Raw genomic sequence first — 23,918 nt, 5'->3', positions numbered from 1 at the left:
CGAGCACTGTGCGGCGTCAAGCGCTTGACGTCAAGCGGTTGATGCGTGATCCGCACCCGGTACTCTCGACCGATGGACGGAGCGGGGGCGTCGCGGGTGACCGCGGCGATGGTGGCCGAGCGCGCCGGGACCAGCGTCTCGACGGTGTCACTGGTGGTGAACGGCAAGTCCCGCGGGCGCGTCTCGGCGGCGATCACCGAGCGGGTGCGTGCGGCGGTGGACGAGCTCGGCTACGTCGTCGACCACGCCGCCAGCTCGCTCGCCCGCGGCCGCACCGACCTGGTCGTGCTGCTCGCCCCGGACCTGCCCAACCCCTACTTCGGCCGGGTCACCACGGGCATCCGGGACGGGCTCGGCGACCGGCACCAGCTGATGCAGTCGGTGATCGCCGGGGGTGAGCAGCCCACCGCCGAGGACGTCCGCCGGATCGCGGCCTTCCGCCCGGCCGGGTTGCTGGTGCACGCCCCGGCGCCGTCGTTCCTCGACGAGCTCGACCCGTGCGGCCCGCCGCTGGTGCTGCTCGACGCCCCCGGGTTCGAGACCCGGGCCGCGACCGTCACCTTCGACCTGCGCCCGGGGGTGCGCGCCCTGGTCGGGCACCTCGCGGCGGCGGGGCACCGCACGGTCGCCTACCTGGACGGGACGACGCCGTCGGCCACGTTCGCGCTGCGCCGGTCGCTACTGCGCGAGACCGCCGCCGAGCACGGCGTGACGGTGCTCGACGGCGGCGGTGGCGACGTCCGGGCCGGGCTCACCCTCGACGCCGCCGCCGACACCGCCGTCACCGCGCTGCCCGGCTGGCTCGACGACGGCGCCACCGCTGTCGTCGCCGCCGCGGACACACTGGCCTACGGGCTGCTCGCCGCCGCCCACCGGCTCGGGCTCGACGTGCCCGGTGACGTCGCGGTCGCAGGCTTCGACGACCTGCCGTACTCGCAGGTGACGGCGCCGTCGCTCACCAGCGTGGCGTTGCCCGCCGAGGAGCTGGGCCGGGCCGCGGCGCACCGGCTGACCGCGCTGCTCGCCGGCACGGACACCCCGGGCCCGCCCCCGCTGCCGACCCGGCTGGCGGTGCGGGCCAGCACCGCCCCCTGACCGGAGGGCTCACAGCACGATCACGAGCACCAGCAGCAGCACCGCGCCGATCCCGTATCCGGCGGCCCGCCGGATCGCCGCACGGCTGCCGGTGCGGCCGGCCTCGAGGTGGTCGGTGCGCTCGCCCGCGCTCAGGGTCAGGGGCAGGCCCGGTGCGGCGGCGAGCCGTACCTCGTGCGCGTCGGGGCCCCCACCGAGGCGGGCCTCGCCGACCACGGTGAGCCGGCTGCCCGGCTCGATCCGCCACTCGGTGTGCTCGTGGCTCAGCGTCGTGTCGAGGATCCGGAAGATCCCGAAGTCCCGCTCCCCCGAGTGGTCCGGGTCGTGCGCGTCGCGGCGCCGCTCGGCGACGGGGACCTCGACCCGCGCGTCACGGGGGTCGACGACGACGGTCGCGTCGCCGTCGCGGAGCAGGAACGGGCTGTCCCACCGCCGGTCGCCGACGACCTCGCGCTCGGTGCTGCCCTTCTCGCCGCGGGAGAGCTTCTCCTCGGTGACCCGGAACCACACCGACCCGATGTCACTGACCGGGGCGGGCCGGGTGCCGGCCCCGCCCGGCTCGACCATCCCGGTCAGCGCCACGACCTTGCGGAACGCGCCGGTCCCGAGGTCGACGCGCACCGCCTCGGCCATCGCCACCAGCTCGGCGACCCCGGTGTGCGTCGCGCCGAGACCGCGGGTCCAGCGGGCGTGCGCCGCACGCGCCTCACCGAACGCCGTCCAGGCCCGCCAGCCGAGGATCCCCACGAGGAACAGCAGCACCAGCTCCATGCGCGGAGCCTAGACGGACGAACCGGACACCGGCTCCGTAGTGTTACCCGCGCAGCATCTCCGCGACGAGGAACGCCAGCTCCAGGCTCTGCTGGGTGTTCAGCCGGGGGTCGCAGGCCGTCTCGTACCGGCCGGCCAGGTCGCTGTCGGAGATCCGCTGCGCGCCGCCCAGGCACTCGGTGACGTCCTCACCGGTGACCTCGACGTGGATGCCGCCCGGGTGCGTGCCGAGCGAGCGGTGCACCTCGAAGAAGCCCTGCACCTCGTCGACGATCCGGTCGAAGTGCCGGGTCTTGTAGCCGGTGGAGGCCTCGTGGGTGTTGCCGTGCATCGGGTCGCACTGCCAGATCACCTTGTGCCCGGAGGCGGTGACCTTCTCCACGATCGCCGGCAGCACGTCGCGGACCTTGTCGTTGCCCATCCGGGAGATCAGCGACAGCCGGCCGGGCCGGTTGTGCGGGTCGAGCCGCTCGACGTACTCGACGGCCTGCTCCGGCGTCGTCGACGGGCCGATCTTCATGCCGATCGGGTTGGCCAGCAGCTCCGCGAGCGCGACGTGGGCGCCGTCGAGCTGGCGGGTGCGCTCACCGATCCAGAGGAAGTGCGTGGACAGGTCGTAGAGACGGGGCGGCTCGCCGGTCGTGTCGTCGGCGCGCTCGAGGTCCAGGCGGAGCATGGCGCGCTCGTAGTCGAGAAGCAGCGCCTCGTGGGACGCGTAGAACTCGACCTGGTGCAGGTTGTGGTCCTGCACGCCGCAGGCGTCCATGAAGCGGACCGCGCGGTCGATCTCGGCCGCGACCGCCTCGTAGCGCACGCCCGCCGCCGAGGTCCGCACGAAGTCCTTGTTCCAGTCGTGCACCTTGGTCAGGTCGGCCATGCCGGTGGCGGTCAGGCCACGGACCATGTTCATCGCCGCGGACGCGTTCGCGTAGGCGCGGATCATCCGGGACGGGTCCGGGATCCGGGCCTGCGGGTCGGGGGCGAGCGCGTTGACGATGTCGCCGCGGTAGGACGGCAGCCCGCTCGCGTCGACGGGGCTGCTGCGCGGCTTGGCGTACTGGCCGGCGATCCGGCCGACCTTGACCACCGGCAGGGACGCCCCGTAGGTCAGGACGACGGCCATCTGCAGCAGCGTGCGGATGGTCGCCCGGATGTGCGGCTCGGTGTTGTCGACGAAGGTCTCGGCGCAGTCGCCGCCCTGCAGCAGGAACGCCTCGCCGTTCGCGACGTCGGCCAGCCGCGTCTGCAGCCGGTCCACCTCGGGCGGCAGCACGACCGGCGGCACGGACTCCAGGACCGTCCGCACGTGGCCGACGTTCTCCGGGTCGGGCCACTCGGGCTGCTGCGCGGCGGGGCGGGAGAGGGCGTCGTCCAGCGCGGAGCGCAGGTCCGCCGGCAGCGGCGGCAGCTCCGGGAGGACGTCGATCGGCGCGTCGACGGACCAGTTCACGGCCTCCAGCCTAGGCCCGCGCCCCCGGCGCCGGCGCCTCGGCCCCCGCGGCGAGGACCTCGGAGATCACCTCCCACCGGCGCAGGTTGTGCCGGGCGTCGGCGAGCGCGTCGTGCGCGTCCGGGGGCGGCGGGGGCAGCGTCGGCCGCCCGGCGTCCTCCCAGCGCTGGCGCAGCTCACGGGTGAACCGCGGCATCGCCCGCGGCAGCGCGGGCATCGCGCCCCAGAGCTGGCAGAGCGCGACGTGGTCGTAGGCGGCGATCCAGGCCCACAGCTCGACGTCGCCGGAGGCCGACGTGCAGAACTCCAGCAGCTCCTCGCGGATCCGGGCCCGCGACATCCACGACCGGTCCGACGGCGGCGGCAGCTTGGGCAGCACGTTGGCGCGCACCCACTTGCCGGCCCGCTCCGGGTCGAACTCGGTCGAGACGGCGTAGAACTCGCGACCGTCCTCGCCGACCATGCCGATCGATACCAGTTCGATGGTGGTGCCGTCCTCGATGAACTCGCAGTCGTAGAAGAAGCGCATTCCTGTCCTGTTGCCGGCGGGCGGTCGTGGGCCCGGACAGCGTACGTGCGGGACGCGGTGCTCAGCTGGCGCGGGAGTCCGGCACGTGCGCGTCGCTCCATCCGGACCCCTGCTGCGGGCGGGCCGGCGGCGGGCCGGCCGGGGGCTGGGTGGGCGTGGGCTGGGCGGCGAGTGCCTTCTCTTTGACCGACGCCGCGTAGAGGTCGACGTAGGTCTGCCCGGACAGCTCCATCAGGTTGTACATGATCTCGTCGGTCATCGAGCGCTCGATGAACCGGTCACCGGCCATGCCCTCGTAGCGGCTGAAGTCCATCGGCTCCCCGATGACGATCTTCACTTTCCGCGGCCGCCACATCTTCGAGCCGATCGGGTTGACCTTGTCGGTGCCGACCATCGCGACCGGGATCACCGGGACACCGGCCTCGAGGGCCATCCGGGCGACACCGGTCTTGCCCTTGTACAGCCGCCCGTCGGGCGAGCGGGTGCCCTCCGGGTAGATGCCCAGGAGCTTGCGCTCGCCGAGCAGCCGCACCGCGGTGTCCATCGCCGCCCGCGCCGCGGACCCGCCGGAGCGGTCCACCGGCACCTGGCCGACGCCGGTGAAGAACTGCTTCTTGAACCAGCCGCGGATCCCGGGCTCGGTGAAGTACTCGCGCTTGGCCAGGAAGGTCACCCGCCGGGGCAGCATCAGCGGCAGGAAGAACGAGTCCGCCACCGCGAGGTGGTTGCTGGCCAGGATCGCGCCACCGCGCTCGGGCACGTTCTCCGCGCCGCGGACCTCGGGTCGACAGAACATCCGCATCAGCGGGCCGAGCAGCACGAACTTCGACCACCAGTACAGCACCCTGCGCTGCCTCCCTACCGACGTCGGCGACAGCCTACGGAGCGTCCCCGAATCCTCACAACGGGGCCGTGATCAGGCCCTCGCCCGCGTGCCCGGCGGGGGGTGGCCACGGCGGCGCGGCATGACAGGATGGGCGGGTCACGAGCCGGAAGGACGGGCATGGAGCCAGCACGTGGCCGCGGGCCGGACGACGAGTTCGAGTCGATCGTCGCGGGCTGGCGCAGCGAGGGGTCGGTCCCCGACTGGCCGACGGAGCGCACCGAGTCCGCCGAGCCGCCCGCCCGGCCGGGCGACGTCCCGGTGCACCGGCCCGGGCCCGCGGAGCCGATCGACGCCGACGAGGACCACTACCACCCGCCGGAGCCGCCGCCGCTGCCCCGGCCGGGCCCGCCGGCCGTCGTCGGCGGCGGTCTGATCCTGCTCGGCCTGCTGCTCTGCGTCGCCCCGGGCGTGCTGGGCGCGGGCGGCACCTGGCCGCTGCCGCTGGGCCTGGTGCTGATCGCGGCCGGGCTGGCCTGGCTGGTGCTGCGGCTGTGGACCGCCGACCCCGACGACGAGGGCCCCGACCCCTACGACGACGGCTCGCGGCTCTGAGGGGCGCTCTCCCGGGCGAGCGTCGCCGCCCCCACGACGGCCGCCATCCCGCCGAGCTGCGCGGTGCGGATGCGGGCCAGCGGCCGGTTCGCCGCCCCGGTCGCGATCCGGGCGTAGTGCTCGCGGGCGGCGTCGAGGAACTGCGGCGCCGAGGCCGAGACCCCGCCTGCGACGACCACGAGTTCCGGGTCGAAGACGTCCGCGACCAGTGACAGCCCCTCCCCCAGCCAGCGGCCCAGCTCGTCGAGCGCGGCCCGGCCGACCGGGTCGCCCTCCCGGGCGGCGGCGGCGACCCGCCTGCCGGTGATCCGGCCCGGGTCGCGGGCGGCCTCCCGGGCGAGCACCGACGGCCCGGGCGTGCGGCCCGCGGAGATCAGCTCGCACGCGGTGGCGGCCAGCGCGGTGCCGCTGCAGTAGCGCTCCCAGCAGCCGCGCTTGCCGCACGGGCAGGCGCGCCCGTCCGGCACGACGCGCAGGTGCCCCAGCTCGGGGGCGACGCCGTGGGCCCCGCGGAACAGCTCCCCGTCGAGCAGCAGCGCACCGCCGATCCCGGTGCCGATCGCGACCAGCACGACGGTGGCCACCCCGGCCGCGGCCCCGTACCGGCGCTCGGCCAGCGCGGCGGAGTTGGCGTCGTGCTCGACGACGACCGGCAGCCCGCCGAGCCGCTGCGACACCCGCTCGGCGACCGGCGCGTCGCGCCAGGACAGGTGCGGGGCGTAACGGACCAGGCCGCGCGGGGCGTCGACGAACCCGGCCAGCGCGAGCCCGGCGGCGCGGACCCGGTGTCGGCCGCGGAGCTCGTCGACGGTGCCGGCGATCGCCGCCTCGAGGGCGTCGTCGGTGCGCGGGGTCGGGGCGGTCGCGGTGTCGAGCACCTCGCCGTCGGTGTCGACCACGCCCGCCCGCACGCTGGTCCCGCCGACGTCGACCCCGATCGTGAGCTCGCGCGTCACGTCCGGTGCACCACGATGCGCTGCACCGAACGGCCCCGATGGTGCGCACGGTGCCCGTTCGCCGAGTGCCCGTTCGCCGGGTGCCCGTTCGCCGAGTGCCCGTTCGTGGGCCGGCCGGTCGTGGGCTGCCCGTCGGACCGGTCGCTCGCCGGCGTCCCGGCCTCCTCCAGCGCCGTGACCAGCACGCCCAGCAGGCCCGTGGTGTGCTCGGCGAGCCGCGCGGCCAGCTCCGAACGCTCCCCGCGCAGCACGGCGAGCAGCGCGCACACCGGGCACGCGGTGCAGGAACCGGGGCCCGGTTCACCAGCGGCGTCACGTCCGGGGCCGGAGTCCGGGGCGGGGTCGGCGGTAGGGGCGGGGCCGGGGGCCGCCAGCGGTTCCACCACCGCCCGCACCCGTTCCAGCAGCTGGAGCGCCGTGACCCGCAGGTCGTCGGGGATCCCCGCGTGGGTGCCGCAGCTGCGATCGCTCACGAGGTCATCCAGGTACCCGGGTCGGGGACGAAGCTGATCACCAGGCGGGCCTCGGCGCCGGAGCCCTCCAGCCGGGCGCCGGTGGCCTCGCAGCGGCGCAGCACCGACGGCAGCGACACCACCCGCCGGGAGAACCCGATCCCGACGACCATGTCGTCGCCGATCCGGGCCAGGTCCAGCGGGGCGTCCTGGGCGCCGGGGAGCGCGATGTCGAGCTCGAACTCGGTGTCGGAGGAGACGCCGTGCCCGGCGGTGCGGCGCATCTCCATCAGCGGGCGCTCCGGGGCGTCCTCCGGGGCCCCGGCCGGGTCGGCGTCGCCGTAGATCGAACGGCCCAGCTCGCGCAGCGACCCGACCCCGGTCGGCTCGGCCGCGGTGTAGCGCACCGCCGTCACCGGGACGTCCGCGCCGAGCTCGCCCAGCTCGGCCAGCACGGCCTGCTGCTCGGTGGCGCGTTCGCGCAGCCAGCGCGCCGCGGGCCCGCGCAGCGACGGCGGCGGGCCGGGCATCACCCGGTTCGCCATCAGCGCGTCCACCCGCAGCTCGTGCAGGGCGAGCGCGGTCAGGGTGCGGCGGGTCTCCGCGGCGACCACCCGTTCCGGGGTGAGGACGAGCCGGATCGAGGTGCGGGTGCGGTCGGCCAGCAGCGCGCGCAGACCGGAGAGCTGGTCGGCGAGCCCGCCGAGCGCCTCGACCGTGCGCTCCCAGCCGCCGTTGTCGCCCTTCGCCCCGGCCAGGTTCGCCACCAGCCCGCGGACCGCCCGCCGGTGCGCCGGGAACAGCCGCTCCAGGTAGTTCGACAGCGCTTCGGGCAGGGTGAGCAACCGCAGCGTCTCGGCGGTCGGGCCGCAGTCGACGACCACGACGTCGTACTCCCCCGAGTCGGCGAAGCGCTGCACCTCCACCAGCGCCAGGAGGTCCTCGACGCCGGGCAGCACGGTCAGCTCGTCGGCGACGAGCTCGTCGACACCGGCCCCGGCCAGCATCGTGCGCAGATGGCCCTGCAGCTCGCCCCAGGCGCCCTCGAGCAGGTGGCGGGCCTCGATGTGGGCGGCCCACAGGTGGTCGGCGACCTTCGTGGGCTCGGCACCGACCTCGGCGTCGAGCGCGTCACCGAGCGAGTGCGCCGGGTCGGTCGACACCACCAGCGCGGAACGCCCGGACCCGGCGACCAGCGCGCCGGTCGCCGCGGCGAGAGTGGTCTTGCCGACCCCGCCCTTGCCGGTGAACAGCACGACGCGCACGGGCGGAGGGTAACGATCGTCGCGGAGCCCGCGCCCGGGACCCGCCGGAAGCGGCCCGGTACCGGCGCGCCGACCCTCGACCGTGGCCCCTCAGGCCTTCTCGACGCGCCGCTTCAGGCCCTTCAGCGCGGCGTCGATGATCACCTTCTCGGCCTTGCGCCGGAGCATGCCGATCATCGGGAAGTTCACCTCGACCGAGAGCTCATAGGTCACCGTGGTGCCGGAGCCGTCCGGCTCGAGCCGGTAGGCGCCGTCCTGCGCCTTCTGGATGCCGCCCTTGACCAGCGTCCAGGACACCGAGCGGTCGTCGTCGGCCCAGGTGTAGTCGAGGGTGTAGGAGTCCTTGATCGCCCCGGCGTCCATCGAGAACCGGACCTGCTGTGCGCGCTCGCCCGATCCCGGGTCGAGGATCTCCACCGCGGTGATCTGGTCGGTCCACTCCGGGTACGACGCGAAGTCCGCGATGACGGCCATCACCTGCTCCGGCGGGGCGTCGATGTGGATGGAGGAGGTGGTCGCGTCGGCCATGGCGGCGAGGTTATCCGGTGCCTAGAGGTGCAGCACGTAGGGCCGCTCCAGCGCGCGGAAGTGCCCGACGTTCACGCACTCGGTGCGCCCGACCCGGGCCCGGCGCGCCAGCGGCTGGTGGACGTGCCCGAACAACGCGTGCGTCGGCTCCTCGGCCCGGATCCGGTCGGTCAGCGGAACGCTCGCGATCTCGCCCCGGCGGGTGACGACGTCGTAGGTCAGCACCGGGTGCTCCGGCGGGACGTGGGTGCAGAGCAGGTCCGCCGGTCCGAGCGCCTCGAGCCGGGCGGTCCAGTCCTCGTGCTCGAGGAAGTACGGCTGCCACGGCCCGGCGCGGCGCGGGTCGATCCCCGGCGGGAGCGGGACACCGCCGAGGAAGCCGACCCGCCGCCCGGCGATCTCGATCACGCGGCCGTCCGCGGGGAGCACGCCGTCGGTCTCCGGCCACGCGCCGGGCATGTCGACGTTGCCCGGGATCGCCCACACCGGGACGCCGAGGCCGCCCAGCACGCCGAACAGTTCCGCGTACTGCTCGCGGACGGCCTCCTCGACCGCACCCGCCGGGTCGCTGAACCGGGCCCAGGACCGTTCCAGCAGGCCGAGCACCTGCGCCCGCGGGGCCCCGATCCGGCGCATCCGGCCGAACTCGGCGGAGACCGCCGTGCCGAGCAGCCGGGCGACGATGCCGTTCTGCGGGTCGCGGTAGTCGATGAACTCGAGCAGGTCCCCCAGCACGATCAGCCCGTCGGCCCCGTCCGCGGCGCGGGCCAGCGCGGCGGCGTTGCCGTGGACGTCGGAGACGACGTGCAGCCGCATCAGTGTTCGCCGCCCGCGGGGGCACCGCTCCCGGCCGGGGCCACGCCGGCCGGGCGCCCGCCCTCCAGCCGACGCTTCAGCGCGAACGCGTGCGCCTTGAACTCCCGGTGCCGCCGGTCGCTCTCGGCCCGGTTCCCGCGGCGGCGCGGCGGAGCCTCGGCCCGCAGGAAGAAGTGCAGGACGGTGCCGTCGAGCACCTGTTCGCACCAGACCTCCATGGTGCCGGTGAGCGCGCCGGTGACCGTCCAGCGGATGCCGGCGGGCCCGCGGTCGTGCGCGATCTCCGGACGCAGGTCCGGCCAGTACGACGGCCACCGCGCGGGGTCGGCGAACTCGGCCGCGACCCGCTCCCGGGGCACGGCCAGGAACGTCTCGTCGATCACGTCGACCGAGGGCGCAGCCGGCACGGCGATCAGCGTGCCACCCGGCCCGCCGCACGCCGCCGGGGGTACCGTCCCGCGACGAACAGGGTCGTTCCCCACCCGTTATGCCCCTTTCGGTGTACGCGCCCCCTACCAGCCGGTAAGTTGGGGGCCCAGCAGGTCGGCGTGCCCCTCGCGCCGGCGACTACAGCCCTGTCGAGGCCGCCAGGAGGTCGATCCCCGTGCGTGAGTACAGCGTCCCCGCCACGGTGTCCGTGGGTGCCGAGGAATCGCTCTCCGACGCCGTGTTCGCCAACGCCGCGCAGCACCCCGCCGACGTCCTCTACCGCCGCAAGGGTGCGGACGGCACGTGGACCGACGTCACCGCGCGGGAGTTCGCCGAGCAGGTGACCCGGGTGGCCGCCGGGCTCGTCGCCGCCGGGGTGCAGGCCGGGGACCGGGTCGCGGTCCTCTCGCGGACCCGCTACGAGTGGTCGTTGTTCGACTACGCGATCCTCGCCGCCGGCGGCGTCACCGTGCCGATCTACGAGACGTCCTCGCCGGACCAGATCGCGTGGATCGTGTCCGACTCCGGCGCCGTCGGCATCGTCGTGGAGACCGCCGAGCACGCCGCGTCGGTGGACAAGGTCCGCGCCGACCTGCCGGAGCTGCGCACCATCTGGCAGATCGAGCCGTCGCCGGCCGCGCCGGACGCACCGTCGGCGGTCGAGCAGCTGACCGGGCTCGGCTCGGACACCCCCGACGACGTCGTGCACGAGCGCCGCAACGCCGTCCGCGCCGACGACCTCTGCACCCTGATCTACACCTCCGGCACCACCGGCCGGCCCAAGGGCTGCGAGCTCACCCACCGCAACCTGGTCACCGAGATCCGGACGATCGCCACGACGATCCCGGACCTGCTCGTGCACGGCGGCTCGGTGCTGCTGTTCCTGCCGCTCGCGCACGTGTTCGGCAAGGTCATCCAGTGCGGCGCGCTGACCACCCGGACCACGGTCGGGCACACCCCGGACGTGAAGAACCTGCTGCCCGACCTGGCCGACTTCAAGCCGACCTTCCTGCTCGCGGTCCCGCGGGTGTTCGAGAAGGTCTACAACGGTGCCCGGCTCAAGGCGCACAACGAGGGCAAGGGCAAGATCTTCGACGCCGCCGCGGACACCGCGATCGCCTACTCCGAGGCGCTCGACACGGGCGGGCCCGGGCTGGTGCTCAAGGCCAAGCACGCGCTGTTCGGCGCGCTGGTCTACGGCAAGCTGCGGGCGGCCGTCGGCGGCAACGTCGTCGCGGCCGTGTCCGGATCGGCCCCCCTGGGCGCCCGGCTGGGCCACTTCTTCCGCGGGATCGGGCTGCCGGTGCTGGAGGGCTACGGGCTCACCGAGACCTCGGCCGGCATCACCCTGAACACGCTCGACGCCCAGCGGGTCGGATCGGTCGGCCGCCCGGTGCCCGGGTGCGCGGTCCGGATCGCCGAGGACGGTGAGGTCATGCTCCGCGGCGACATCGTCTTCCGCGGCTACTGGCACAACGAGCAGGCCACGCAGGACGCGATCGAGAGCGACGGCTGGTTCCACTCCGGTGACCTCGGGGAGCTCGACGACGCCGGGTTCCTCACGATCACCGGCCGGAAGAAGGAGATCATCGTCACCGCGGGCGGCAAGAACGTCGCCCCGGCGGTGCTCGAGGACCGGCTGCGGGCGCACCCGCTGGTCGGGCAGTGCATCGTGATCGGTGACCAGAAGCCGTTCATCTCCGCACTGGTCACCATCGACCCGGAGGCGCTGCCGGGCTGGCGCGAGCGCAACGGCAAGCCGGCCGGTGCCGGTGACTCGGCCTCGGACCTGATCGACGACCCGGAGCTGCGCGGTGAGATCGCGGCGGCCGTCGAGGAGGCCAACCAGGTGGTGTCGCGGGCCGAGCAGATCCGCAAGTTCCGGATCCTGCCCACCGACTTCACCGAGGCGGGCGGCGAGCTGACGCCGACGCTGAAGGTCAAGCGCAAGGTCGTCGTCGACGCCTACGCCGAGGACATCGAGTCGCTCTACTCCGGCACCACGGCCGACCGGAGCTGATCATCCACCTGCGGGGCCGGTCGCCGCGGCGGCCGGCCCCGCAGGAACGCGTGCAACCGGTGTGCCGCCTCCGGGCTGCCCCAGATCCGCCGGACCCGGTCCCGCCCGGCCCGGCCCATCGCCGTCGCGCGCTGCGGGTCGGCCAGCAGGGACGCGACCCGGTCGGCGACGGCCCGGGTGTCCCGGCCCGGCACGACGTGGCCGGTGACGCCCTCGGCGACGGTCTCCGGCGCCCCGCCCGAGTCCCCCGCGACCACCGGCAGGCCGGACGCCGCGGCCTCCAGCAGGGCGATGCCCAGTCCCTCGACGTCGAGGCCGCCCAGGTGGGTGCGGCAGGGCAACGCGAAGACGTCGCCGGCCGCGTGGTGCGCGGCCAGCTCGGCCGCCGGCACGCCACCGGTGATCACGACAGCGTCGGCGACCCCGTGCCGGTCGGCGAGGGCCCGCAGCCGGTCCCGGTACGGTCCCCCGCCGACCAGCAGCAGCCGGGTGCCGGGGACCTGCCGCCGGATCCGCGGCAGTGCCGCGACCAGCACGTCCTGGCCCTTGCGCGGGACCAGCCGGGACACGCAGCTCACCACCGGCGCGGCGCCGAGGCCGTACCGCGCCCGGACGGTGGCCCGGGCGGCCGGGTCCGGGGCGAAGCGGGTGGTGTCGACGGGCGGGGGCAGCGGCTCCAGGGCGGCCTGCGGGCCGAACGCGGCGGCGAACCGGTCGCGGGTCCAGCGGGAGACCGTGGTGACGACGTCGGCGTCGGTCCCGATCCGGCGCAGTGCCCGCCGCGCACCGGGCAGCATCGACCAGCCGACCTCGTGGCCGTGCGTGGTGGCGACGACCCGGGCGATCCCGGCCCGGCGCCGCAGCGACGGCCCCAGCAGGCCGAGCGGGGCGGCCGCGCCGAACCAGACGGCGTCGGCGTCGTGCTCGCGGGCCAGCTGCGCGGCACGGCGGGCGACCGCGGGGACCGGGAGCATCAGCGAGGTGGGATGGCGGTGCACCGGGAACGGCAGCGTCGCGTCGAACTCCCGGTCGCCCCGCCAGGACGGGGCGTAGACGGCCAGCTCGCCGGCGGGCAGGGCACGGGCGAGATCGTGCAGGTAGCTCTGGATCCCGCCGGGGCGCGGCGGGAAGTCGTTGGTCACCAGCAGCGTGCGCGCCACGGTCGCCGACCGTAGCCCGGCCACGGCTCGGTCACCCGAGGGGCCGGGACGGCGACCGCACGCGTCCGGGGACGCGTCGGGGACGCGGACCGCCGTCCGGCCTCTCGGGGAGCGGACGAACCGCTCACCCCACCGGCTCCCCGGGCGTGGTGCCCGTCGGGGCGGGACCACCGGGGCCTGCCGTCCGGGTGGCGGGGGAACCACCGGCGGCACGACCGGTGAGGAGGTCGTGCTGTTCCGGTGAACGAGCGACGGGCGGCCCGGGTTACGGATCGACAACGAAAAGGTCGTCCGGCGGCCCGGGCCGGACGGCGGCGACCGCATTCTGTCGGACCCCTCCCCTAGCGTCCGCCCCGATCGCACGAACGCTCCACGAGGGAGGCGCAATGATCGTCGACTGCGACCGCTGCGAGGTCCGCGACACCGCCTGCGGTGACTGCGTGATCGGTGTGCTCATGAACGTGCCGGAGATCGACCGGCCGATCCCGTACCTGCCGGTCGCGCTGCCCGGTGAGGCCACCGGGCCGGGCGGCGCTCCCGGGGTCACGGGGCGGCCCGCCCGGTGGGTGGACCGCCGGGCGGCGGCCGGTGGCCCGGTCGACGGCCCGGTCGAGTTCGCCGAGCCGGAGCGGCGTGCGCTGCAGGTGCTCGCCGACCACGGCCTGATCCCCCAGCTGCGGCTGGTGGAGGCGTCCGCGCGCCCGGAGCCCCGGGCGGACCGGCCGATGCTCCCGGTGCCGGTGGTGCCGCCGCACGCGGCACGCCACCGTGACGCGGGGTGAGCCGGCGGGCTCCTCAGCCGCCGAGCCGGCGCAGCAGGACGGCCGAGGGCACGGTGTGCGCCCCGCGCCGCCGGACCGAGCGCACGACCTCCTGATCGGAGGTGGCGACGAGCAGCGGGCGTCCGCACGGCTCGGCGGCGACGAGGTCGCGCACCACGTCGTCGGCGATGACCCCGGCCTCGCTGAACAGGACCCGCACCCCGCGGGTGCCGCGCAGCGGTGCCGCGTTGACGGCCGCGCCGTCGAACACGACGGTGACCTCCACCCCGGTGCGGGCACCGAGCGCGCCCAGCTGGCCGACCAGCCGGGAACGCTGGTCGGCGAGCGGCAGGTCCGGGTAGCCGGTCTTGCTGACGTTGTAGCCGTCGACGATCAGGTGCACCGACGGCATGCCGAGCAGCGTGTCGAGCGCGGCGAGCCCGTCGACCGGCAGCCCGGCGCGGCCGTGCCCGACGGCGCCCGCGGCCTCACCCGCGGTCCCCGCGACGAAGTCCGCCGGGCGCGGGCCACCGGCCCCGACGTCCAGCTCCCGGCGCAGGCCCGCGATCGCTCCGCCGACGGTGTCCAGGAGCAGCTCCAGGCGCACCTCGTCACCGCGCCGGGCGTCCCGTGCGGCCTGCCGTGCGGCAGCCACCTCCCGGGCGGCGGCCTCGGCCCGGTGGTGTTCGCGCTCCGCGCGCTCACGCTCGGTCTCGCACGCCGCACGGGCCTCGGCCAGCCGGTCGTCGGCGCCGGAACGCAGCCGGGCGACCTCGGCCTCCAGCTCACCGCGGGCGTCGAGCGCCGCACGCAGCCTGGCCCCCTGCTCGCTGACCCGGCGCCGCATCTGCTGGTACTCCGCCTCGCGGTCGGCGCCCCGGGCCTGTGCCTGCTCGCGTTCCTCGGTGAGCTCCGCCCGGGCCCGCTCGAGCTCGGCGGTGACCTTGTCGACCTTGGCGAGCGCCTCGTCCCGCTCGGCCCGCAGCGCCGCGATGTCACCGGACTGCTCGACGTCGGCGACCCGGCGTCCGGCCAGCGGGTCCCCGGTGAGCAGCGCGACCGCGGCGGCGTCGAGCTTGTCGACCGGAGCGGGCAACCGGCCGGAGCCGGCGGCGGCCCCGGTCGCGGTGACCGGGCGGGAGCCGGACGCGGGCCCCCGCACGAGAGCCGGACCGGGGCCGGACGCGGAGCCTGCGTCGGGATCGGAATCGGATGCCGGGTCAGGGCCGGAGCCGGTCACGGGATCGGCGCCCGCCATGGCCCCGGAGCCGGCCCGGGACTCGGAGTGGGGCGTCGAGGCGGAGCCGGTGCCGGCCCGGGAACCGGCCGTGGGCCCGGAGCGGGTCGTGGGCCCGGAGCCGGTCGCGTACGCCGAGTCGGCCGTGTGCGCCGTGTCGGTCGTGTGCGCCGTGTCGGTCGCGGATTCGGAGCCGGTCGCAGCATCGGGGGACACAGCATCGGGGGACACAGCATCGGGGGTCGCCGCTCCGCCCGACCGGTCGGCGGGCCGGTCCGGGCCGCCGGGCACCCCCTGCTCCGCACCGGTACCGGAGCGGGCGGGGAGCTCCAGCTCGCCCGGACGGTGCTCGGCCCACCAGGCGACGACCGCGGCCCGGAACGCCGGGTCCTGCTCGAGGCGGGCCACGATGAGGTGACCGCCGAGCCGGGCCCGCTTGGCGGGCGTGAACTTGGCGAAGCGCCGCAGCGGCGCGGGCACGTCGGGGGGTGGCATGCCGCCCAGCGCGGTACCGCCGATCTCGGCGAGCCGGGCCCGCAGCGGGGGCGGCAGTGTCGGCCACGGAGCGTCCGGCGCCGCGCCATCGGAGTGCGAACCTTCGGAGTGCGAACCTTCGGAATGCGAGTCCTCGCCGTGGCAACCCTCGGCGTCGGAGGCCTCGGCGTCGGAGCCCTCCGCGTGCGGGCGCTCGGTGCGGGTGTCGTCGACGCTCCCGGCCCTCCCGGCCCGGTCCGCGGCATCACCACCGCCGGACCCTCCGGCCGGAGCACCGGCGGCGGTGCCGTACACGGCCTCGGCCGCACCCTCGGTACCCTCGCCGCCCGCCGGCCGGCCCGGGCGCGACGGGGCGCCGGTGCCCGTGGGGCCCGGTGTCCGTCCGTCGTTGCGCGCCATCGGTCCAGGCTATCCCCGACGGCCCCGGCCCGCCGATGCGCGCGCCGCGCCCGGATCGCGTGCGCCCCGATCCGGTCGTCGGGTCTCCGGCGCCCCACCTTCGAACATACTGTCGGACGTCGGCGCTACCGTGCGTGCGTGACCACCTGCTCCCCCCAGCTCACGTTCGACGAGCTGGGCACCCCGTTGCGCGACGTCACGTTCTGCGTCCTGGACCTGGAGACCACCGGCGGAAGCCACCGCACCGACGCCATCACCGAGGTGGGCGCGGTCGCGGTCCGCGGCGGGCAGCGGATCGGCGAGCTGTCGACGCTGGTCGATCCCGGCGCACCGGTCCCGGCCGACGTCACCCGGCTGACCGGGATCACGAACGCCATGCTCGCCGGGGCACCACCGCTCGGCGCGGTGCTGCCGTCGGTGCTCGACCTGATGCGGGGGTCGGTGCTGGTCGCGCACAACGCCCCCTTCGACACGGGCTTCCTGCGCGCGGCCTGCGCGCGACACGACCGCCCGTGGCCCGCCCCGCCGGTGCTGTGCACCGCCCGGCTCGCCCGGGCCGTGCTCACCCGCGACGAGTGCCCGAGCGTCCGGCTCGGCGCCCTCGCCGGCCACTTCGGGTGCACCACCACGCCGGACCACCGGGCCCTCACCGACGCCCGGGCCACCGTCGAGGTGTTGCACCACCTGCTCGAACGCATCGGGAACCTCGGGGTGCAGAGCCTCGAGGAGACCCTGCAGCTGGTGAAGGACCGGGCACCGCACCGCCCGACGACCGCGCAGCGCCGGCGCCGCCACCTCGCGGACGACGTCCCCTCGGCACCCGGGGTGTACCTGTTCCGCGGCGGCGGCGAGGAGGTGCTCTACGTCGGCACCAGCGGCGACCTGCGCCGCCGGGTGCGGTCCTACTTCACCGCCGGTGAGCGGCGGCGCCGGATCCGGGACATGGTGGCGCAGGCCGAGCGGGTCGACACCGTCGTCTGCGCGCACGCCCTGGAGGCCTCCGTCCGCGAGCTGCGCCTGATCGCCGCGCACCGCCCCCGCTACAACCGCCGCTCCCGCAACCCGGGCCGGAGCTGGTGGGTGGCCCCGACCAGCGAGGCGTTCCCCCGGCTGTCGGTCGTGTCGGCCCCGCGGGAGGGGGCGCTCGGCCCGTTCCCCGGGCGCGCCGCCGCGACCGAGGTCCTCGACGCCGCGCTGGACGCGGTGCCGCTGCGCCGGTGCACGATCCGGATCCCGCTCCGCAACCCGTCCGGCACGCCCTGTGCCCTGCACGAGCTGGGACACTGCGCCGCCCCGTGCGCCGGGCTGCAGCCCCCCGCCGACTACGCGCCCGCCGTCGGTGCCTGGCACGACCTCGTCGCCGGGCGGGACGATGCCCCGCTGCGCGCCCTCGCCGCGGCCGTCGAGGTCCGCTCGGCCGACGGCCGCTACGAGTCCGCCGCCCGCCTCCGTGACCGGCTGGCCGCGCTGGCCTCCGGGATCGACCACGGCGGCACGCTGGCGGCGCTCGCCGCCCTGAAGGAGGTCGTCGGCGCCCGGCCGGACGGCCACGGCGGCTGGGAGCTCGCCGTGCTGCGCCACGGACGCCTGGCCGCCGCAGGGAACGCGCCGCGCGGGGTACGCCCGATGCCGGTCGTCGAGTCGCTGCGGGCGGGGGCTCAGACCGTGCTGCCCGGGGACGGACCGCTGCGCGGCGCCCCGCCGGAGGAGGTGCGGCTGCTGTACCGCTGGCTCACCAGCGGCGGCACCCGGCTCGTGTACAGCACCCCGAACTGGTCCGAGCCCGCCCGGGGCGGCGGCCCGTGGCGGGCGTGGGCCGAGCGCGCCCGCGCCGCCGCGCACCGCACCGGCGACCGCGCGCCCGACGAACCCGCCCGCTCGGCCTGAGAACGCCGACGGGCCCCGCCGGAGAACGCTCGGTTCTCCGACGGGGCCCGTCGTGCGTGGCTGCGTGCTACTCGGTCGGCTGCTGCGGACGACCACCGTCGTCCGGGCGGCCGGCGAGCTCCGACTCACGCGCCTCCAGCTCGCGACGCCCGGTGCGGCGCTCCTCGAGTTCGCTCAGCTCGCGCTCGTGCTCCTCGTGCCGGGCACGGGCCAGCGCCCGCGACTCGTCGACCGGGTCCGGCTTCAGCAGCGAGCCCGCGACGGGCTCACCCGCCGAACCGAGCTGGTTCATCCGCTTCGGCACGGACGCACCCTGGTACTCCAGCGGGATGGCGTGCCCGTGGTCGTCGACACCGCCCAGCGGCTGGTGCACCTCGATGAACTCACCGTGCGGCAGCCGCTTGATGATGCCGGTCTCGATGCCGTGCTCGAGCACCGCACGGTCCGACTTCTGCAGGCCGAGGCACCAGCGGTAGGTCACCCAGTAGACGATCGGCGGGATGATCAGCAGGCCCAGCCGGCCGGCCCAGGTCGTCGCGTTCAGCGAGATGTGGAAGAAGTACGCGATCCAGTCGTTGAACCCGCACATCACCAGCCACAGGTAGAACGAGATCGCCATCGCGCCCAGCGCGGTACGGACCGGCACGTCCCGCGGCCGCTGCAGCAGGTTGTGCAGCGCCTCGTCCCCGGTGAACCGGCGTTCGATGGCCGGGTAGGCGGCCGCCAGCACGAACAGCACCGGCAGGAAGCCCGCGGTCGGGATGAACGCGGACGGGATCGTGTACTCGCCGAACAGGTAGAACTCCCACGGCGGGAAGATCCGGCCCATCCCCTCCGACCACAGCATGTAGAAGTCCGGCTGCGACCCCGCGGAGATCTGCGCGGCGTCGTACGGGCCCAGGTGCCAGATGCCGTTGATCTGGAACAGGCCCGAGATCAGCGCCAGCACGCCGGCGACGACGGCGAAGAACGCACCGCCCTTGGCCGCGAACTGCGGCATGATCCGCACACCGACCACGTTGTTCTCGGTGCGGCCGGGGCCGGGGAACTGGGTGTGCTTCTGGTACCAGACCAGCCCCAGGTGTGCCGCGATCAGCGCGAGGATGATCCCGGGCAGCACCAGGACGTGGATGATGTAGAGCCTGGGGATGATCTCCGTCCCGGGGAACTCCCCGCCGAACAGCGCCCAGTGCACCCAGGTGCCCAGGATCGGCACGGTCATCGTGATGCCCGAGGCGATCCGCAGGCCGACACCCGACAGCAGGTCGTCCGGCAGCGAGTAGCCGGTGAAGCCGTTGAAGGTGCCCAGCAGGATCAGCACGATGCCGATCGTCCAGTTGGCCTCACGCGGCTTGCGGAACGCGCCGGTGAAGAACACCCGGAACATGTGGATGATCATCGCGGCCATGAACAGCAGCGCCGACCAGTGGTGCAGCTGGCGCATGAACAGGCCACCGCGGACCTCGAACGAGAGCTCGAGGGTCGACTCGTAGGCGCGCGACATGTGCACGCCGCGGAGCGGGTCGTACGGGCCGTTGTAGACGACCTCCTCCATCGAGGGGTCGAAGAACAGCGCCAGGTAGGTGCCCGACAGCAGCAGGATGATGAAGCTGTAGAGCGCGACCTCGCCCAGCATGAACGACCAGTGGGTCGGGAAGACCTTGTTGAACTGCTTGCGCAGCCCGGACGCCGGGTGGAAGCGCTGGTCCAGCTGGTCGAGGGCCTCGGCGGCCTTCGCGGACGAGCCTCCCGAGGGGCCCGTCGGAGTCGTGATCGAACTCATGTCGTCTTCGGCCTCTCCCAGAACGCGGGTCCGACGGGCTCGACGAAGTCGCTCCGGGCGACGAAGTAGCCCTCCTCGTTCACCGTGATCGGCAGCTGCGGCAACGGACGGGCGGCCGGGCCGAAGACCGGCTCGGCGTCCAGGGTCGCCAGGAACTGCGACTGGTGACAGGGGCACAGGATGCGGTTGTCCTGAGCCTGGTACAGCGAGGTCGGGCACCCGAGGTGGGTGCAGATCTTCGACCACGCATAGAAGTCCCCGTAGTTGAAGTCCTCCTGGCCGGGGCGCGGAGTGACCTGCGTGTTCGGACGGAGACGGATCAGCATGACCGGCGCGTCGGAGGCACGCTGGGCGTGCAGCAGCTCCTCCTCGTTCCCGCGCTCGCTCTCGCGGAAGGGGAAGACCGTCATCATCGATCCCGGTTCCATGTCCTCGGGCCGCACCCGTGCGATGTCACCGACGATACCGGTGTCGGTGCGCAGGTACACGGTCTCGCCGTTCTCCGGGCGCCAGCCCGTGTGCCACAGCGGGGCCTCGTCGCCCTCGGCCCACGGGTTGCGCACGATCCCGCCGAGCGCGACGACCCCGGTGCCGACACCGAGCACGGCCGCCGAGAGGCCGGCCGACCGGACGATCAGCTTCCGGCGGCCGAGCGTGGTCTTCTGCCCCGCGTCGGCCAGCTGGGCCATGATCGTGCGGCGGTCGATCTCGTCCGACGGGCCGTCGTGGCGCTGCTGCACCGCGACCTCGTTCGGGAACAGCTTCTTGACCGCCTGGATCACCGCGATCCCCAGCGCGAGGATCGAGAACCCGAACGTGAAGCCGATGACCGGGGTGTACAGCGAGTAGATCGCGTGACCGGGCTCGCCGGCGTTGACGTACTCCCACGGCCACCAGATGAAGGCGACCAGGAACGCGAGCCCGGACAGCGCTGAGATCAGGAACCAGAGCGCGACCGAGCGCTCGGCCCGCTTCTCCGCGCGCGTCCCCTCGATCGGGAACGCCGCGGTGTTGTGCACGACGTCGACGTCGTCGAGCTCACCGGCCAGGCGGGCCAGCTGCTCGGGCGTCATCTCGTCGAGCTCCTCCTGGGTCGGGCGGCGGCCCGACCCGGTGCTGACGTCGCTGCTCAACTCTTCGCCCCCAACCAGATCGCGAACCCGACCAGACCGGACATGACGACCATGAAGATGAAGACACCCTCCGCCGTCGGGCCGAGGCCCATCAGCGCATTGCCGCCCGGGTCGTTCGTGTTGTTGACCGACTTGATGTACGCGATGATGTCGCGCTTCTCCTCCGGCGTGAGCTGCTGGTCGGAGAACCGCGGCATGTTCTGCGGGCCGGTCTGCATCGCGGTGTAGATCTGCGACTCGCTGGCCGGAGCCAGGGCCGGTGCGTACTTCCCGGACGACAGCGCGCCGCCGACACCGGTGAAGTTGTGGCAGGACGCGCAGTTCAGGCGGTACAGCACGCCACCGCGACCCGGGTCGTCGCCCCGCAGGGCCTCGCCCGACGCGGCCGGGGTGACCGGGCCGCCGCCGTTCGCCTGGATGTAGGCGCCCAGCGCCTCCAGGTTCGCGCGGCCCTCGGCGGTCTCCGGATCGAAGATCGGCAGGGGTTCCTTGCGGGCGGCCTGCGCCTCCTGGCGGGCCATCGGCATCCGGCCCGAGGAGACCTGGAAGTAGACGGCGGCGTCGCCGACACCGATCAGGCTCGGCCCGCGGTCCTGCTCGCCCTGCAGGTTCGACCCGTGACAGGTGATGCAGGTGTTGTTGTAGAGCTCCTCGCCCTTGGCGATCAGCGCGGCGTCCGGCTGCGCCTGCGCGACCTGCGGCTGGGGCGCGAAGGCGGCGTAGAGGAAGCCGACGGAGAGCAGGCCCAGACCGATGGCGAGGGCACCCGCGATCCGGCGGCGCATCTTGCCGTGCGGACGGGTTCGGGCCGCCGTCTTCTGGTCCGGGGCCGCACGATCCGGCCCGTGGCCGGATGGGGGGTTCTGGGCTGCGGAGTTCTCAGCGCCCTCGGGATTCTCGGTCATCGCTGGGGTCTTCCAACCTCGACGTCGTGGCGGGTGGCTGTCTTCGGGGGACTCGGGACGGGCTCGGCGGGCACCGTCGGCTACCGGATGAAGTAGATGACGGCGAACAGCCCGATCCACACCACGTCGACGAAGTGCCAGTAGTAGGACACGACGATCGCTGCGGTGGCCTGGGCGGGGGTGAACTTGCTCAGCTTCGTCCGGATGATCAGAAAGACGAACGCGACCAGACCACCGATCACGTGCAGGCCGTGGAAGCCGGTCGTCATGAAGAAGACCGACCCGTAGGCGCTGGACGAGATGGTCGTCGCGTGGTCCACGGCCAGGACGTAGTACTCGTAGCCCTGACCGACGACGAAGAAGGTGCCCATCAGCAGGGTCACCACGTACCAGCGGCGCAGCCCGAAGACGTCACCGCGTTCGGCGGCGAACACGCCGAACTGGCAGGTGAACGACGACGCGACCAGGACGATCGTGATCGTCAGCGCGTACGGGACGTTGAGCTCGGTCGGCGGCGGCGGCCAGGGGCCGTCGTTCTGCGCCCGCGCGGTGAAGTACATCGCGAACAGCCCGGCGAAGAACATCAGCTCGCTGGAGAGCCAGACGATGGTGCCGATGCTGACCAGGTTGGGGCGGTTCAACGAGTGGATCCGCGCGCTGATGTTGGGTGCCGCTGTCGTCACGCCGGGCATTATGACCCGAGCCGAACTTCTACGGCTTGTCGGGATACCCATTGCCACATCACGATCGGCGAACGGTGCCCGTGATCAGCGGGTCTCCGGCCGGACGGCGACGCCGCTCACACCGCCCGGAGCGCCGGGTCCGGCGCCGGGCGCTCGCCGCCGGGCCACCGTGTCCGGGCGGGGGATTAGTATCTCCGAGCGTGGCGAGCGGAGCAGCGGCAGAGATCGGCAGCGCGGCCGGATCGGTGACGGGGACCAGCACGGTGCTGGTCTACAGCCACCGCCCCGAGGTCCGCGAAGGCATCATCAACGCGGTCGGGCGTCGCCCGGCGCCGGACGTGGGCCGGGTGCGCTACGTCGAGGCCGGCGGCATCGCCGAGGTCCTCGCCGCCTGCGACGCCGGTGAGGCCGACCTCCTGGTGCTCGACGGGGAGGCGCAGCCGACCGGCGGCATGGGCGTGGCGAAGCAGCTGCGGCACGAGATCATCGACTGCCCCCCGATCGTGCTGACCGTTCGCCGGCGCGACGACCGCTGGCTGGCGACCTGGTCGGAGGCCGACGCGGTGCTGGTTCACCCGCTCGACCCGATCGAGGCCGCCGAGGTGGTCGCACAGGTGCTGCGCGACCACCAGGCCGGCACGCTCACCGAGAAGGAATAGGACACCCCGCGGCGTGACTGCACCGACCTGGCCCTCCGTGATCGGCCGCCTGATGGGCGGCGAGGACGTGACCGCCGAGGAAGCGACCTGGGCGATGGGCCGGGTCTTCGCCGGCGAGGCGACCCCCGCACAGCTCGCGGGCTTCCTCGTCGCCCTGCGGGCGAAGGGCGAGACGGCGGCCGAGATCTCCGGCATGGCCGACGCGATGCTGGAGCACGCGCTGCGGGTGGAGGTCCCGGGCCGGGCCGTGGACGTCGTCGGGACCGGCGGCGACCAGGCCCACACGGTCAACATCTCGACGATGGCGGCGATCGTGGTCGCCGCGACCGGGGCACCGGTGATCAAGCACGGCGGCCGGGCGGCGTCGTCCCAGTCCGGGACGGCGGACGTGCTCGAGGCGCTCGGGGTCGCGATCGAGCTGACCCCGGACGCGGTGGAGCGCTGCGTGGCCGAGCTGGGCATCGGGTTCTGCTTCGCCCAGGCGTTCCACCCGGCCATGCGCTACGCCGGGGGTGTGCGCCGGGAGCTGGGCGTCCCGACGGCGATGAACCTGCTCGGCCCGCTGTCCAACCCGGCCCAGCCCGAGACCGGTCTGATCGGCTGCGCGGACCCGCAGCACGCCGCGACGATGGCCGAGGTGTTCGCCCGGCGGGGCAAGTCGGTGCTGGTCGTGCGGGGCGACGACGGCCTGGACGAGCTCACGACGACGACCACCAGCACGGTCTGGATCGCCGACGGCGGCGCGGTGCGCCGCGAGCGGCTCGACCCGGCGGCGCTGGGCGTGCAGCCGGCCACCGCCGAGGACCTGCGCGGCGGCACCCCGGACGTGAACGCCGCCGTGGTGCGGGACCTGCTCGCCGGCAAGACCGGCCCGGTCCGCGACGCGGTGCTGCTCAACGCCGCCGGGGCGCTCGCCGCCCACCGCGGGATCCGCGGTGAGCTGGTGCCGGCCATCGGCGACGCGCTCGACACCGTCGCCCGGGCGATCGACTCCGGCGCCGGTGCGGACCTGCTGGGCCGCTGGGCGGCGCGCTCCACCGAGCTGGCGCGGGGCTGACCGGCCCGAC

Annotated in this window: 23 protein-coding genes; 7 read left to right on the top strand and 16 right to left on the bottom strand. The window is 74.5% G+C overall.

The window, feature by feature from the left end; genetic code table 11:
• Positions 1 to 72 precede the first annotated feature (72 nt).
• Positions 73 to 1,095, top strand: coding sequence for a LacI family DNA-binding transcriptional regulator (locus BM093_RS20520; RefSeq protein WP_093347086.1), 1,023 nt, complete (start codon positions 73 to 75; stop codon positions 1,093 to 1,095).
• Between the two features lie 9 nt (positions 1,096 to 1,104).
• Here the strand turns inward: BM093_RS20520 and BM093_RS20515 are convergent, their stop codons facing one another.
• From BM093_RS20515 to BM093_RS20500, 4 genes are all read right to left on the bottom strand, one after another.
• Entirely contained in the window at positions 1,105 to 1,866 is a 762-nt protein-coding gene (locus BM093_RS20515) for a GIDE domain-containing protein (protein ID WP_093347082.1), read from the bottom strand.
• A 43-nt stretch (positions 1,867 to 1,909) separates the two neighbouring features.
• Complete coding sequence (locus BM093_RS20510) at positions 1,910 to 3,316, bottom strand: class II 3-deoxy-7-phosphoheptulonate synthase (protein ID WP_093347078.1); 1,407 nt, start codon at positions 3,314 to 3,316, stop codon at positions 1,910 to 1,912.
• A 10-nt stretch (positions 3,317 to 3,326) separates the two neighbouring features.
• On the bottom strand, positions 3,327 to 3,845 hold the full coding sequence (locus BM093_RS20505; RefSeq protein ID WP_093347075.1) for a polyadenylate-specific 3'-exoribonuclease AS: 519 nt from the start codon (positions 3,843 to 3,845) through the stop codon (positions 3,327 to 3,329).
• Between the two features lie 61 nt (positions 3,846 to 3,906).
• A complete protein-coding gene (locus BM093_RS20500; RefSeq protein ID WP_093347071.1) occupies positions 3,907 to 4,689 on the bottom strand; it encodes a lysophospholipid acyltransferase family protein in 783 nt (260 codons plus the stop codon).
• A 159-nt stretch (positions 4,690 to 4,848) separates the two neighbouring features.
• Here BM093_RS20500 and BM093_RS20495 point away from each other — a divergent pair, with 159 nt between their 5' ends.
• Positions 4,849 to 5,283, top strand: coding sequence for a hypothetical protein (locus BM093_RS20495; protein WP_093347068.1), 435 nt, complete (start codon positions 4,849 to 4,851; stop codon positions 5,281 to 5,283).
• Here BM093_RS20495 and BM093_RS20490 read toward each other — a convergent pair.
• From BM093_RS20490 to BM093_RS20465, 6 genes are all read right to left on the bottom strand, one after another.
• Positions 5,259 to 6,239 carry an ROK family protein gene (locus BM093_RS20490; protein ID WP_093347065.1) on the bottom strand — a complete coding sequence of 327 codons (981 nt, stop codon included), beginning with the start codon at positions 6,237 to 6,239 and terminating at the stop codon, positions 5,259 to 5,261. The genes BM093_RS20495 and BM093_RS20490 overlap by 25 nt on opposite strands.
• Complete coding sequence (locus BM093_RS20485) at positions 6,236 to 6,712, bottom strand: hypothetical protein (RefSeq protein ID WP_093347061.1); 477 nt, start codon at positions 6,710 to 6,712, stop codon at positions 6,236 to 6,238. Before BM093_RS20485 ends, BM093_RS20490 begins: the two co-directional genes overlap by 4 nt.
• Positions 6,709 to 7,956, bottom strand: coding sequence for an ArsA family ATPase (locus tag BM093_RS20480; protein ID WP_093347058.1), 1,248 nt, complete (start codon positions 7,954 to 7,956; stop codon positions 6,709 to 6,711). The genes BM093_RS20485 and BM093_RS20480 overlap by 4 nt, the downstream gene beginning before the upstream one ends.
• 90 nt (positions 7,957 to 8,046) lie before the next feature.
• Complete coding sequence (locus tag BM093_RS20475) at positions 8,047 to 8,484, bottom strand: SRPBCC family protein (RefSeq protein ID WP_093347056.1); 438 nt, start codon at positions 8,482 to 8,484, stop codon at positions 8,047 to 8,049.
• A 21-nt stretch (positions 8,485 to 8,505) separates the two neighbouring features.
• Positions 8,506 to 9,300, bottom strand: a complete 795-nt coding sequence (locus BM093_RS20470) for a metallophosphoesterase family protein (RefSeq protein WP_177238598.1) — start codon at positions 9,298 to 9,300, stop codon at positions 8,506 to 8,508.
• Positions 9,300 to 9,707: a polyketide cyclase / dehydrase and lipid transport gene (locus BM093_RS20465; protein ID WP_093347054.1), complete on the bottom strand. Its 408-nt coding sequence runs from the start codon at positions 9,705 to 9,707 to the stop codon at positions 9,300 to 9,302. Before BM093_RS20465 ends, BM093_RS20470 begins: the two co-directional genes overlap by 1 nt.
• Before the next feature lie 197 nt (positions 9,708 to 9,904).
• Here BM093_RS20465 and BM093_RS20460 point away from each other — a divergent pair, with 197 nt between their 5' ends.
• Positions 9,905 to 11,749: an AMP-dependent synthetase/ligase gene (locus tag BM093_RS20460; RefSeq protein ID WP_093347051.1), complete on the top strand. Its 1,845-nt coding sequence runs from the start codon at positions 9,905 to 9,907 to the stop codon at positions 11,747 to 11,749.
• Here the strand turns inward: BM093_RS20460 and BM093_RS20455 are convergent.
• Positions 11,719 to 12,909, bottom strand: a complete 1,191-nt coding sequence (locus tag BM093_RS20455; RefSeq protein WP_093347333.1) for a glycosyltransferase family 4 protein — start codon at positions 12,907 to 12,909, stop codon at positions 11,719 to 11,721. The genes BM093_RS20460 and BM093_RS20455 overlap by 31 nt on opposite strands.
• Positions 12,910 to 13,295: 386 nt before the next feature.
• Between BM093_RS20455 and BM093_RS20450 the strand changes: the two genes are divergently transcribed.
• Positions 13,296 to 13,691, top strand: coding sequence for a hypothetical protein (locus BM093_RS20450; protein WP_177238597.1), 396 nt, complete (start codon positions 13,296 to 13,298; stop codon positions 13,689 to 13,691).
• A gap of 13 nt (positions 13,692 to 13,704) precedes the next feature.
• On the opposite strand, the gene BM093_RS37955 is transcribed toward BM093_RS20450, so the two are convergent.
• Positions 13,705 to 15,801, bottom strand: coding sequence for an NYN domain-containing protein (locus BM093_RS37955; protein WP_281248716.1), 2,097 nt, complete (start codon positions 15,799 to 15,801; stop codon positions 13,705 to 13,707).
• A gap of 138 nt (positions 15,802 to 15,939) precedes the next feature.
• Between BM093_RS37955 and BM093_RS20440 the strand changes: the two genes are divergently transcribed.
• Positions 15,940 to 17,688, top strand: coding sequence for a DEDD exonuclease domain-containing protein (locus BM093_RS20440; protein WP_245773662.1), 1,749 nt, complete (start codon positions 15,940 to 15,942; stop codon positions 17,686 to 17,688).
• Between the two features lie 67 nt (positions 17,689 to 17,755).
• On the opposite strand, the gene qcrB is transcribed toward BM093_RS20440, so the two are convergent.
• From qcrB to ctaE, 4 genes are all read right to left on the bottom strand, one after another.
• Positions 17,756 to 19,471 carry a cytochrome bc1 complex cytochrome b subunit gene (qcrB, locus tag BM093_RS20435; protein WP_093347045.1) on the bottom strand — a complete coding sequence of 572 codons (1,716 nt, stop codon included), beginning with the start codon at positions 19,469 to 19,471 and terminating at the stop codon, positions 17,756 to 17,758.
• Positions 19,468 to 20,604: a cytochrome bc1 complex Rieske iron-sulfur subunit gene (gene qcrA / locus BM093_RS20430; RefSeq protein WP_245773661.1), complete on the bottom strand. Its 1,137-nt coding sequence runs from the start codon at positions 20,602 to 20,604 to the stop codon at positions 19,468 to 19,470. The genes qcrB and qcrA overlap by 4 nt, the downstream gene beginning before the upstream one ends.
• On the bottom strand, positions 20,601 to 21,389 hold the full coding sequence (qcrC, locus tag BM093_RS20425) for a cytochrome bc1 complex diheme cytochrome c subunit (protein WP_177238608.1): 789 nt from the start codon (positions 21,387 to 21,389) through the stop codon (positions 20,601 to 20,603). The genes qcrA and qcrC overlap by 4 nt, the downstream gene beginning before the upstream one ends.
• Before the next feature lie 200 nt (positions 21,390 to 21,589).
• On the bottom strand, positions 21,590 to 22,201 hold the full coding sequence (gene ctaE / locus BM093_RS20420; RefSeq protein WP_093347038.1) for an aa3-type cytochrome oxidase subunit III: 612 nt from the start codon (positions 22,199 to 22,201) through the stop codon (positions 21,590 to 21,592).
• A 254-nt stretch (positions 22,202 to 22,455) separates the two neighbouring features.
• Here ctaE and BM093_RS20415 point away from each other — a divergent pair, with 254 nt between their 5' ends.
• Positions 22,456 to 22,851: a response regulator transcription factor gene (locus tag BM093_RS20415; RefSeq protein ID WP_177238607.1), complete on the top strand. Its 396-nt coding sequence runs from the start codon at positions 22,456 to 22,458 to the stop codon at positions 22,849 to 22,851.
• 13 nt (positions 22,852 to 22,864) lie between these two features.
• On the top strand, positions 22,865 to 23,908 hold the full coding sequence (gene trpD, locus BM093_RS20410) for an anthranilate phosphoribosyltransferase (protein ID WP_093347032.1): 1,044 nt from the start codon (positions 22,865 to 22,867) through the stop codon (positions 23,906 to 23,908).
• Positions 23,909 to 23,918: the final 10 nt, after the last annotated feature.

Origin of the sequence: Pseudonocardia ammonioxydans (assembly GCF_900115005.1) — a bacterium.
Lineage (GTDB): Bacteria > Actinomycetota > Actinomycetes > Mycobacteriales > Pseudonocardiaceae > Pseudonocardia > Pseudonocardia ammonioxydans.
The sequence above is the reverse complement of the archived record's forward strand: the minus strand, read 5'-3'. Positions and strand labels throughout refer to the sequence as shown.